The sequence below is a fragment of the Paenibacillus nanchangensis genome (assembly GCF_046543445.1).
GTDB classification, from domain to species: Bacteria; Bacillota; Bacilli; order Paenibacillales; family Paenibacillaceae; genus Paenibacillus_AQ; species Paenibacillus_AQ nanchangensis.
Window position 1 is genome coordinate 148,118 of sequence record NZ_JBHOFD010000009.1, and the last position, 12,816, is coordinate 160,933.

Here is a 12,816-nt window from a genome sequence, read left to right on the forward strand (position 1 = left end):
TGACTGGAGGAGAGGAAACATTGAGCAACCTGCAAACGGATCAGGATGTAAGCAATGATATAGCCATCATCAGTATGGTGTGCCGATTTCCAGGGATAACATCTGTCGAGCAATACTGGGAGCTTCTGGCCGAAGGCGAAGATGCCCTTCAGCGGTCCTCCGCAGCCGATGGCGATCCGGGAATCGAACCGCTGCGGCGGCTTACCGGCGGTACCCCGATCCGGGTCAACACCGCGCTGGAGGACACCGCCCGGTTCGATGCATCCTTTTTCAAGCTGACGGCTAAAGAAGCGGAGATTATGGACCCGCAGCACCGGTTGTTTTTGGAGAGTGCCTGGGAAGCGGTTGAAAAAGCGGGGTACAACGTGCTGGAATATGAAGGAATGATGGGGCTGTTTGCCGGCGTAAGCTCCAGCACGTATCTGATTAACCATCTGCTCGGCGTACGGGAGCAGGAGGAAGCAGTCAGCGATTTACAGCTGATGATCGGAAACGATAAAGATCATATGACAAGCCAGGTGGCTTACCGGCTGAATATCCGGGGACCCGTTGTTGCCGTTCAAACCTCCTGTTCGACTTCCTTGGTAGCTACCCATCTGGCCTGCGAAAGCCTGCTCAGCGGTCAATGCGATATGGCTTTGGCCGGAGGGGTAACCATCAAATACCCCCAAGTGCCGGGGTATGTTCACCAGCAGGGCGGATTGACCTCCTCGGATGGCCGTCTCCGGGCCTTTGACGCCGACGCGACGGGGACGGTTTACAGCAACGGATTGGGGATTATTGTGCTGAAGCGGCTGGAAGATGCTTTTCGCGACGGCGATACGATTCACGCCGTCATAAAAGGTTCGGCGATCAACAGTGATGGAGCCAACCGGATCGGATATGCGGCTCCAGGGGTTGACGGGCAAGCCTCGGTTATATCCGAAGCGTTACATGTCGCTCAGCTGCCTCCGCAGGCGATCACTTATATCGAGACACACGGAAGCGGAACTCCGCTTGGAGACGATATTGAGCTCGAAGCCTTATCCCGGGCTTTCGCTTCAGTTCGGCAGACGCAGTACTGCGCAATCGGCTCGGCCAAAACCAATGTGGGACATGTCGAGATGGCATCGGGCATGGCGGGTCTGATAAAAACCGTGCTGGCTCTGAAGCACCGTAAAATCCCGGCCAGCCTGCATTTCGAAACCCCTAATCCGAGACTGGAAGAACCCGGCTGCCCGTTTTACGTAAACACCATGCTCACCGATTGGGAGCCCGGTTCCTACGGACGTTATGCCGGGGTCAGCTCTTTTGGTCTCGGCGGTATAAACGCGCATCTTGTATTGGCGGAAGCGCCGGACCGGCGGCGGGCAGAGGAAGCCGACAGGAAGGGCCGGACGGAGGAGCAAGCCGGCAAGAAGGGCAGGTCAGAGGAGAAATACGGGCTTTTGGCGATATCTGCCAAGTCAGGGACGGCTTTGGCGCGGATGTGCGCGAATCTGGACCGCTATTTGACAGATCATCCTGATACAAATGTGCAGGATATGACATTTACCCTCCATGCCGGCCGTGCGGTTTTTGACCACCGCGCCGCCCTGGTATTCCGGGGAATAGAAGATTTGCAGCAACAGCTGCGCCATTTCAGTGCGGAGAATCCGGCCAAATCTCTTCCAAGTTCAAAAGAAAAGGTATCTTTCCGCTTTTCTGCAGTGCCCGTACTATCCGACCAAACGGTATCTGCGCTCTATAAGAATAACAGTGTGTTTCGGGGGATTGTAAGCGAAGTCTCCCATAGGATAAGGGAGGTTTATCCCTACGATTTGAAGGCGGCCATACTCTCCGGCAGCGGTACAATTGACCCCTTAACGGAACGTCTCGCTTCCTGGGGAATTCAGACTGCATTGGCCCGCCTGTTGATGGAATGCGGCGCGGAGCCGTCTGACATGTCCGGTGAAGGCATCGGGTACTGGGTCGCCCAGCCGCTTACCGGGAACTGTACCGCCGCTTATGCCCTGGAACAGTTGGTGCAGCAGGACGAACTGATGGGAACTCCTGCCGGACAGCATCAAGGGCGGTCTGTACTCGAGTCGGAATGTGTAATTGAATTTGGCCGTCCGGCCAGCCACAGTCCGGAGCTTTCGGCTGACGGCGCCGATGTTCCAACTGTGAATCGGGAGCAGTGCTGGCTGCATACTCAGCTGGCGAAGCTGTGGCTTGCCGGGGGCCGGCCGGACTGGACAAGCTATTACGCGGATGAGCAGCGGACCAGGCTGGCGCTGCCAACTTATCCGTTTGAACGGGACATCTACTGGATCGGGCCGCATAACGGCAGACCTGCGCAACAAAACGGCTATGCTGCCATGTCGAACGTTTCGCAGCAAAGAATTACCGATTACCGGCAATCCATCAAACAGCTGTGGGAGAGTTCGCTTGGAGTGGAAATCGGCCGGTTGGACGAAACGTTTTTCGAGTTAGGGGGACATTCCCTGCTTGCCACCCAGATTCTTTTTATGCTGAACAAATCGTTTCGCACCGAAATTACAATGCAGCAGTTCTTTGATCACCCAACGGTAGAAGAGTTAGCCATGCTTGTGGAACAGCAGGTGAACAGCGGACTTGGCTTGTTCAGCGATCTCCCGGAGGTGAAGGCCGATAAAGCCGCTAGACACCAGCCATTCCCGCTGACGGATGTCCAGACCGCGTACTGGATTGGACGATCGACAGAACTTGACTTAGGCAACGTGTCCACTCACATGTATTTTGAAAATGATCTGCCTGATCTGGACCTTGCCCGGTTCGAGCAGGTGTTCCAACAGGTGATTGAACGCCACGAAATGCTCAGAGCCGTCATGCTTCCGGATGGCCGGCAGCAAATTCTGCCGGATGTGTCCAAATACCGGATTCGGCTGCATGATATGCAGTCCGCACCGGAGGACATAAGACGGCAGCACATGGATTCCATCCGGATGGAAATGTCGCATCAAATGCTGGATTGCTACAGCTGGCCGCTGTTTGACATCAGGGCCACCGTTCTGCCGGGCGGCGTTACACGGCTGCACACCAGCATCGACCTGCTGATCGCCGACGCCTGGAGCCTTGAACTGCTCATTCAGGAAATAACCGCTGCTTATCAGCAGCCCGAAACCAAATTAGAACCTTTGGAGTTGTCGTTCAGGGACTATGTCCTGGCTTGCGGGAACTTGGAGCACACCGATTTATTCCGGCGTTCCGAGGCGTATTGGCAGGACCGGCTTGATACTCTGCCCGCAGGACCGCAGTTTGAACTTGTGAAAGATCCGGCGCTGGTCGATAAACCGGAATTCAGACGAAGACGGCATACCTTATCCCAAGACCACTGGACCCGGTTGAAAAAGAAGGCCGAAGGGCATGGCCTTACGCCAACCGTCATCCTTTTGTCCGCTTTTGCCGAAATTTTGACGACCTGGAGCCGAAAGCCGCATTTCTCTCTGAATTTGACGCTGTTTAACCGGCTGCCGCTCCATCCCGAAGTAACCAAAGTGATCGGGGATTTCACATCCCTGACCTTGCTTGAGATCGACAACCGTTTGCCGGAACCATTTCTGCAAAGGGCACTCCGGCATCAGCAGCGTCTGCTGCAGGATATGGACCACCGCTACTTTAGCGGAGTCAGAGTTACACGCGAGCTGCTGGCAAGAAGCAAAGAACCATCCAAAGCGATTGTTCCGGTCATCTTCACCAGCATCCTGAACCAAGGCGGCGGCTCACAAGAAGCAGGCGGGACAAACACTGGCTCCGAACCGGCGGACAATCAGGAAGATCGCTACAGTGTTTCCCAGACCCCGCAAGTGTGGCTTGATCACCAGGTGATGGAACGGGGCGGGGAGCTGCAGATGAACTGGGATTCCGTAGAGGAATTGTTTGCACCGGGCATGCTGGACGAAATGTTTGCGGCATATTGCCGGCTTCTGGAGCTGCTGGCGACAACGGAGGAAATCTGGAAGGAGCCGCTGCCGCTAAATACACAAGAAACTGCTGCACTGCCGCATCGCAAACAGTTGGCAATCATTCACGCCGTTCAGGGCGAAGGAGATGCCTATGAAGCGGCCGATCGGCCAACTTCCTTGCTGGATCGCTATCACCGGCACGTCAGAACGCAGCCATACGCCAAGGCCGTAATTACTTCCGAACGGGAGTTGACCTATGGAGAGCTGAATGATTACGCCGATTACGTGGCCGAACAGCTTCTTGAGCTCGGAGTCAGTCCGGGAGATCCTGTCGCCGTGGTGATGACGAAAGGATGGGAGCAGGTCGCCGCGGTTGTCGGGATTCTAAAAGCCAAAGCCGCCTATTTGCCTGTGGATGCAACTCTGCCGCAAACCCGGATCGCTGAACTGCTGCGGCTTAGTGAAGTGAAGGCGGCCGTAATCCAGCCTGGCATCAGTCAGGCGGAATGGCCCGCCCTGCCGGCCGTACCGTTGACCACTTCATGCGTCCCGGAAGGAGTCTATGGGGAATCCGACAGCGGCGCGGCGGAGCGGTTGGCCTATATTATTTATACTTCCGGCAGTACAGGGGTGCCGAAAGGAGTCATGATAGACCACCGCGGGGCCATCAACACCATTGAAGCAGTCATTAACAAATTTGCAATCGGGCGTCACGATGTGATGTTCGGCCTGTCCTCGCTTAGTTTTGATTTATCGGTATTCGATATTTTTGGTATGCTGTCAGCCGGGGGCGCGATCGTACTGCCCGGCAAGGACCGCCTGCGCGATCCTGCCCATTGGGCGGAAATGATGGAGCGAACCGGCGTCACCTTGTGGAATACCGTCCCAGCCTTGATGAATATGCTGACGGAGTATGGCAGGGAGCTGGGGCCAAATCCGCGTTTCTCTTTGCGGCTTGTGCTCCTGAGCGGCGACTGGATACCGCTTGGACTGCCTGACGCGATCAAGCGCCTCTATGAGAATGCGGAAATTATCTCACTTGGCGGGGCCACGGAAGCTTCGATCTGGTCCATCTATTATCCGGTTGAACAGGTACGGCCGGAATGGGCCAGTATTCCTTACGGAAGATCGCTCCCCAATCAGCGCGTATACATTCTGAACGAGCGGTTTGAAGAGTGTCCGGCTGGGGTCTGCGGTGAGCTGTGGATCGGCGGGCTGGGCGTTGCGATGGGTTATTGGAAAGACGAAATCCGGACACGGGAGCGTTTTATCCGCCATCCCCTTACCGGCGAACGTTTGTATCGGACAGGCGACAAAGGACGATATGCCCAAGACGGGCAAATCGAGTTTATGGGCCGGGACGACCTGCAGGTAAAAGTGAGAGGCCACCGGATTGAACTGGGTGAAATTGAAGCGGCCCTAAAAGCCCATCCCTATGTTCAAGACGCGGTGGTAACCGCCCAAGGAGAAGGCGACCGCAAACGCTTGTCCGCTTACGTAAAAGTGGACCGGGAGCAGGCTTACGGCGTGGCCGGACTTCAGGGAGAAGAACTGATTACGGATGCGGTGGAACGGATGGTTTTTAAGCTGGGCGAACCCGCTCTCCGCAGAGATCTTTCCGGGACCGGATTCCGGCTGTACAGCCCGGATGAACCCGCGCAGTCCGTGGAGCCCTATCTGCGGCGGCGCAGTTACCGCCGGTTCAAAAACGGGCCGATCCCGCAGGAGGACTTCGGACGGTTTGTGGCCTGCCTGTCCCAGCGTACGTTTGACGGGCTGCCTTTTCCAAAGTTTCAATACGGCTCCGCAGGCGGTCTGTATCCGGTACAGGTGTATTTTTACTTGAAGCCGGATGCGGTGGAGGGCTTGCCATGCGGACTTTATTACTACGACCGCAAAGAACACCGGTTCCTGCTGCTGGAGGAAGACCCGCAGCTTGACGTCTTCATTCATTCTCCGGCAAACCGCCCGGTGTTTGAAGCGTCGGCTTTTAGCGTGTTTTTGATCGGCTGTATGGATGCAATTGCTCCGATGTACGGTCAAAAGGAAGGGTTCGGGTACGCCATGATGGAGGCGGGAATCATTTCGCAGCTTTTGGAGGAAAAAGGGCCCGCGCATGGCATTGGATTAATTCAGATGGGCACGTTGGGTTTTGACATGATCCGGCCGCTGTTCCGTCTGCGCAGCAGCGATGTCTATCTCCATTGTTTGCTGGGAGGCGGGATTGAACCCAGCCAAATGACGTTGGCAGGGCAGGTGGAAGAAATGAATCTGTATTCATCACACAAAGGGGAAGCATCGCAGGCCAAACCGGATATAGCCAAAGCGATGACGGCTTATTTGAAAGAACGTCTGCCCGCTTACATGATTCCTGCCGCTGTGCATGAGCTGGAAGATTTCCCTTTAACTCCGAACGGAAAGGTGGACCGGAAAGTCATTTCATCCATGATCCCCGCGCCGGATCCAGCCGAAGCAGTATCTTCTGCTCTTCCGGTACAGGCACAACGACCCGAGCTGGCCCGGATTCAAGCGGAGATTGCCGGCGCATGGGGCCGGGTGTTGGGCAGAGGCCACATCGGCCTGCATGATAATTTTTTTGATCTTGGCGGAGATTCGGTCTCCATGGTTGCCGTGTTCCGGGAGCTGCAAAGTCAATATGGCTCGCGTTTGACAATGGTGGAGCTGTTCCGGTACACCACGGTTAAGGACTTGGCGGAATTTTTGCTGCAAGATGAAGAAGCGGAGCGCGAAGAACGCCATCAGGAAGCGGAGAAGGACCGTGCACACTCCAGAAGAAACGCCTTGCACCAGCTCGCCGGGAGAATGGGAACTTCGAGGTGACTTTTGCTTTCAGCAGTTTGCTGTATTACAAATTGGGAGGGATGTTATGTTTAGGAGACTCGCTCTACTGTTATTATTCAGCCTGGTTGTGCTGCCTGCGGCCGATGCAGGCGCTGCTTCAAGTCCGGTTACGGTGAAGTGGCATGGTCAAACCGTGAAGTTTACCGGAGTCCAGCCGTTAGTCCAGGGAGATACCGTCTTGGTGCCCATCCGGCCGGTGGCCGAAGAATTCGGAGCGGATGTCAAGCTCACCGCACAAGGGAAAAAACAGCGGCTCACCATTACCACTTTTGCCCGGACCGCTGTTCTTGAAATCGGGAGCAAGCGGATGGTGGTCAACGAAAGAACGGTGAACCTGGACACGGCGCCGCAAATTAAACAATCTGCGATTCTTGTCCCGCTGCAAGCGCTGAAGGAAATTGGGTTACAGGTCAATTGGTCCAAGGACAAGCATTCCATTGAGCTGAATCCCGAATTCACGGTAGTCAAAAAATATGTGATGCCTGTTATGGTGGCCAGCGTGCGTTTCCGCGGACAATATGAAGAGATATCCGGAGTATACGAGAAACTGGATCAGCAGATCAAAGGGGCGGCCAACGGTAAAGGCTTCAGCTTGTATTATGAACAAAATTACGAGACAGGGCATGATACGGAAATTTGCATTCCTGTCAGCAAGGCTGTGGAAGGAGCCTCCATCGAGTATAAAGGCAGCCAAATCCCGGTTGTGACCAAAATTCTTGAAGGCGGATATTTCCTGTCCGTCGTGCATCAGGGTACCCCGGATACGCTGGGTAATGTGTGGGCGCAAATGGAGGAGTATGCCAAAAACACCGGTGTGAAGATTCTTTCTCCTTCAAGAGAGATCTATGTCCAGGAAGACCTTAAAGACTACCGGAAACAGGTGACGGAAATTCAGCTTCAGCTAAAAAAATAAGCGGCCTTATTCTGAAGGAGGAAACGATGATGGAGACAGTAACGTATGTTGAAGGTTTGTTTTGTTGGGCGGAATTGGGCAGCACGAATCCAGCGGAAGCGGTAAAGTTTTATACCCGGCTGTTCCCGTGGACTGTACAGGAATCTCCTTTTGGCGTTGACCAAACATACACCGTGTTCAGATATGACAACCGGGATGTTGTTGCCATGTACGGGCTTGGGGATACGGCGATTCCTTCGTATTGGGGCTGCTACATCGCTGTCAATGACGTCGAAGCCTCCAGCAAGAAGGCGGAAGCGCTAGGAGCGGAAATGCTGATTGCGCCAAGGCAGGTCGCCGAAAAAGGAAAGATGTGCGCCTTCCGCGATCCAACAGGCGCTGCTGTCGCTTTATGGGAACCGGGCGAACATCCGGGAGCCGGCCTGATTCACGCTCCTTACAGTATGGATTGGCATGAGCTTTACACCACCGATTTGAACGCAGCTGCCGAGTTTTATATAGGGCTGCTAGGCTGGTCCAAGGAGGAAATCCCCACTCCTGCAGGCACTTATCTCCAGTTCCGTGCTGACGGCCAGCACGCTGCGGGGATGAAGGCCATCTCGCCTGAAATGAAAGGAATGGCCAGCAGCTGGAGCCTTTACTTTCAAGTCCCCGACTGCGACGAGACGGTGCGGAAAGCCCGCGAGCTAGGGGCACAAATCATTGTGCCGCCCGCCGATGTGCCGGGTTCCGGCCGGTTCGCCGCCTTATGCGATCCTCAAGGCGCCTATTTTTCGGTACAAAGCGGTTTTCAGGCATAAGATCAAGGATCAAGCAGAAGTCCAAGCGGAAAGGACGAGTCCACTAAATGAGTTTTTTGCAGATTACGAAAGAAAATCTTGCGCATGAACATATTTGCTGTGCGCTTGGCGCCAAACAATATGAGGAAGCGGTCCGGGAGAAAAAGCGTTGGCTCGGTGAACGCATGGAAGATGGGCTTAAATTTTACCGGCTGAACGAGCGGGCCAAAGTGTTTATTGAATACCTGCCTGCCGAGAAGGCCTGGGCCCCTATCGATGCCCCCAATTATATGTATATAGATTGCCTGTGGGTTTCTGGGCGGCATAAGGGGAGCGGGCATAGCAGAAGTCTGCTGGAGCAGTGCATCCGGGACGCGAAAGAGGCGGGAATGGATGGGATCGTCCATTTATCGAGCAAAAAAAAGCTGCCTTATCTCAGTGACAAACGTTACCTGGAACACATGGAGTTTACCGTAGCGGATCTGGCTGCTCCCTATTTCGAGCTTCTTGTGTTGAAATGGAAGGAGGACGCGGTTCAGCCTGCATTCAAAGCTTCCGTTCGTGCTAAACCCGCTTCGGACCAAGGTATTTATATTTATTACACGGCTCAGTGCCCTTTCGCTGTTGGGGTACTGGATGATTTAAGGATGGTTGCAGAAGCCAAGGGCGTGCCGTTTCAGGCTCATCGTATCCGCTCTAAAGAAGAAGCGCAGCAGTCCCCGGCGGTGTGGACGACGTTCAGTCTGTTCTACAACGGCCAATTTATGACACATGAGATTATGAGTCCAGCAAAGTTCGAAAATTGGCTTGGAAAGTTGTTTTAGGCCTGGCAACAGTCCATATTCAAGGCAAGGTGGAGGGAGGAACGTTTATGGAAAAATGGGCCTATCAGACCGCTGCGGAGCTGCTGCAAAATCTTGCCGATGGCCAAGTGACTTCCCGGCAGCTCGTGGAATATTATTTCGAGCGTATAGACCGTCTGAATCCTGCAATCAACGCAGTGATTCAGGAACAGAGGGACACGGCTTTGCGCGAGGCGGATCAAGCCGATCTTGAACGGCGGACAGGCGCACTCCGCGGGCCGCTGCATGGTCTCCCAATGACAATCAAGGAGTCCTTTAACCTTAAAGGCTGGCGGACTACTTCGGGAGCCAAACATTTGAGCGGCCATATCGCCTCGGAGAACGCTCCGGCCGTTCAGCGTCTGGTAGATGCGGGCGCCATTATTATGGGCAAAACCAATGTGCCTGCCATGACATCAGACTGGCAGACTTATAATGATCTCTACGGCACAACCAATAACCCCTGGGACCTTAGGTTAAGTCCCGGGGGCTCCTCAGGGGGCAGCGCCGCCGCTTTGGCCGCGGGTTTGACCCCGCTGGAATTTGGCAGCGATTTGATCGGGTGCCTGCGGATCCCTGCCCATTATACGGGGGTTTATGCGCACCGCAGCAGTCTGGGCATCCTGTCGGTCAGAGGCCATATCCCCGGCGGCGATCCCGGCGATCCAAGCGAACCCGATTTGTCTGCCGCCGGGCCGCTCGCCCGCAGTGCAAACGACCTGCGGCTGATGATGAACACGCTGTATGATCCGTGGCTGGAGGTGCCGGCTCCGCCTAATTTTGCTGCGAATACGCTGAGAAACAAACCCAAAATAAAAGTGCTCACTTGGTTTGACGAAGCGGCACACGAGCTGGATGCCGCCGTAAAACGCCGGTATGAGCAATTCGCCCGGAAGCTGTCCAGCAACACGGCGATCGAAGTCCGCGACCGGATGCCTGCGGATATCCGGATGGAGGAGTTGTTTGAGCTTGCGATTCAACTGTCCGGCCGGCTGGTGGGGACTTCGTTTAACGCCAGGCAGCGCATGGTAGCGAGCCTGGCTTCGCTTGGCCTGCGCATGTCCAAAGCCTTTACTTCGGCGTTCCCCGAAGGGCTGGACAGATATTACGCGGCCATGAATGACGGTCCTGACGAGCAGCGGCAGACCGATCAATTGCGGCAGGAATATCACAGGAAATTCGCGCAGCTTTTTCAGGAATACGATGTGCTGCTGCTGCCGGTCAGCCCCGTGTTGGCCATCCCGCATATGCACCAGGCTGTACCCCGAAGAAGACTGGATGTGAACGGGCGGCCCGTCGGATACAATGAACATTTGATCTGGAATGTGCCTGCCACGGTATTAGGATTACCGTCAACCGTCATGCCTCTAGAGTACGAGGAAGGACAGCTGCCCTGCGGGGTCCAAATCGTTTCCGGTCCCTTCCAGGACCACATTACCATAGATTTTGCCGAAATTTGTGAAGAGATCACGGGCGGATTTGTACCGCCCAACGCCTATCGGGCATCAACCGTGTAGCCTGGATACGCTTGATCAAACCTATTAATAAATAAGGAGCGATTGTGTTATGCTGACTTATGATTTGACCTCTTTACTAAGCACGTTTGAACAATGGGCTTTATTTTGTGAAGAGCTGAAGAACCTCAGCGACAAGCAGTGGGCTTCCAGCCTCGAACCCGGAAAATGGTCTATAAAAGACATCGTCTGCCATATGATGAGATGGGACCGCTACTTTTACGAGAGTGCCATCCGGCCCATTGCAACTGGAGAAGAACTGACCCTTCGGCACTTAAATTACGACGAATTTAATAAGGAATCCATGGATATTGCGGTTTCCCTGACGCCGAGTGAGCTTGTGCAGCAAACAATCGACGCTCGAATGGATATCATCTCCGAGATCCATGCTATGCCGGCAGGAGTCAGGGAGGGCAAATATATGGACGCGGATGGGAATGAGTTTTATATCCCGCAATACCTGCAGGATTTTATCTGGCATGACCGCCACCATATGGGGCCGCTTCAGCAGTATCTGAAGGCGATTTGAACAGGGATGACAATCATACGCACCGGCAGGAGAATCTTTATTTTTTATTAGGAAGGCGAGCAGCATGAAACTATCGGCAGTATACATTGATGATTATTATCCCGATGAGGAATTTTACCGGCAAGCCGTGGCTCTGCTAAGCGAGGAGAGGGCGCGTAAACTGGAAAAGTTGCATTTTGCCGAAGACCGGGTCCGCTCGATACTGGGTGAACTGCTTCTCCGGATCAACCTGAAGCAGGTTTGGGGAATCGGCAGCGGCGAGATCCGGTTTGTTTACAACGAATTCGGAAAACCCCGCCTGGAACGTCACCCGCAGCTGCATTTTAATCTTACGCATTCCGGCCGATGGGTGGCGGCCGCGATTGACGAAGCTCCAGTAGGAGTGGATGTGGAACATATCAAACCGGTTGATCTGGGCATCGCCGAGCGTTTTTTTACTCCAAGCGAACAAAAGTATATACAAGGGGAGACAGACGGCAACAAGTTAACTTCGTTTTACCGGATATGGACGCTGAAAGAAAGCTACATCAAGGCGAAAGGAAAGGGATTATCCATCCCCCTGAACCGTTTTTCGGTTGAGCTGGCGGACGAGCAAATTTATGTAAATGATGTTTTGGGCGAAGATAAGGCCGCGTGGTTTTTTAAAAGTTATGAAGACCTGCCCGGATATGCGATGGCCGTCTGCAGCGCCCAATCTTCTATTCCGGACCAAGTGGAATGCAGGTCATTGCGAGAGATTCAATCTGAACTCCTTATGTTAAGTGAACTATAATTCTGATGACTACAAGCCGTAACGCATTGCAATCGTATTAGTGCAGAAATGCACAAGGACCAGGAGGACTTATGAATATCGACGAAATAAAAAAGATGATAAATTCAGGCGACATGTATGATGATGCCGGAAAAGAGGTATCCGCGCTTAGAGCTCATGCGATATCGAGATGCCGGAAGTACAACCAAAAAGTGAATGCGGATGATGATTACGATATGTCGATTTTAAAAGAATTGTTTGCCGAAGTGGGGGAGAACGTGTACATCGAGTCTAATTTCCGGTGTGAGTTTGGCTTTAACATCTCCATCGGTAATGACGTTTATATTAATCACGACATGATTATTCTCGATTGTAACGAAGTGAAAATCGGCAACGATGTATACATAGGCCCAAGAGCGGGACTGTATGCAGCCAATCATGCGGAAGATCCTGTTGAACGAGCGGAAAAAGGGGTGTATTCAGCACCAATCATTCTGGAAGATAACGTATGGCTGGGTGGTGACGTCAAGATTACGCCAGGCGTGACTATCGGGAAAAACAGCATTATCGGAGCGGGGAGTGTAGTGATCAAAGATATTCCGCCAAATTCCGTTGCTGCCGGAGTCCCCTGTAAAGTCATCCGGCCGGTCCAATTCTCAGACCATCCGTGGAGAAGACCGGTGAAATGAGTGGGCTTAGCCCACTCTTTTTTTGACAGGAA

At 53.8% G+C, this 12,816-nt stretch carries 8 protein-coding genes; all 8 read left to right on the forward strand.

The window, feature by feature from the left end:
• The first annotated feature begins 20 nt into the window (after positions 1–20).
• The 8 genes from ACE6ED_RS09020 to ACE6ED_RS09055 all read left to right on the forward strand — a co-directional run bounded on the left by ACE6ED_RS09020 (position 21) and on the right by ACE6ED_RS09055 (position 12,784).
• Positions 21–6,746 carry an amino acid adenylation domain-containing protein gene (locus ACE6ED_RS09020; protein ID WP_410826785.1) on the forward strand — a complete coding sequence of 2,242 codons (6,726 nt, stop codon included), beginning with the start codon at positions 21–23 and terminating at the stop codon, positions 6,744–6,746.
• Positions 6,747–6,792: 46 nt separating this feature from the next.
• Positions 6,793–7,680, forward strand: a complete 888-nt coding sequence (locus ACE6ED_RS09025) for a stalk domain-containing protein (RefSeq protein WP_410826786.1) — start codon at positions 6,793–6,795, stop codon at positions 7,678–7,680.
• Between the two features lie 26 nt (positions 7,681–7,706).
• The gene (locus ACE6ED_RS09030) at positions 7,707–8,480 is read left to right on the forward strand and encodes a VOC family protein (RefSeq protein WP_410826787.1); all 774 of its coding nucleotides are present in this window, start codon (positions 7,707–7,709) and stop codon (positions 8,478–8,480) included.
• Positions 8,481–8,527: 47 nt separating this feature from the next.
• The gene (locus tag ACE6ED_RS09035) at positions 8,528–9,283 is read left to right on the forward strand and encodes an N-acetyltransferase (RefSeq protein ID WP_410826788.1); all 756 of its coding nucleotides are present in this window, start codon (positions 8,528–8,530) and stop codon (positions 9,281–9,283) included.
• Positions 9,284–9,330: 47 nt separating this feature from the next.
• The gene (locus tag ACE6ED_RS09040; protein ID WP_410826789.1) at positions 9,331–10,818 is read left to right on the forward strand and encodes an amidase family protein; all 1,488 of its coding nucleotides are present in this window, start codon (positions 9,331–9,333) and stop codon (positions 10,816–10,818) included.
• A gap of 49 nt (positions 10,819–10,867) precedes the next feature.
• Complete coding sequence (locus ACE6ED_RS09045; RefSeq protein ID WP_410826790.1) at positions 10,868–11,344, forward strand: DinB family protein; 477 nt, start codon at positions 10,868–10,870, stop codon at positions 11,342–11,344.
• A 64-nt stretch (positions 11,345–11,408) separates the two neighbouring features.
• Complete coding sequence (locus ACE6ED_RS09050) at positions 11,409–12,116, forward strand: 4'-phosphopantetheinyl transferase family protein (RefSeq protein WP_410826791.1); 708 nt, start codon at positions 11,409–11,411, stop codon at positions 12,114–12,116.
• 71 nt (positions 12,117–12,187) lie between these two features.
• Positions 12,188–12,784: a sugar O-acetyltransferase gene (locus tag ACE6ED_RS09055; protein ID WP_410826792.1), complete on the forward strand. Its 597-nt coding sequence runs from the start codon at positions 12,188–12,190 to the stop codon at positions 12,782–12,784.
• Positions 12,785–12,816 lie beyond the last annotated feature (32 nt).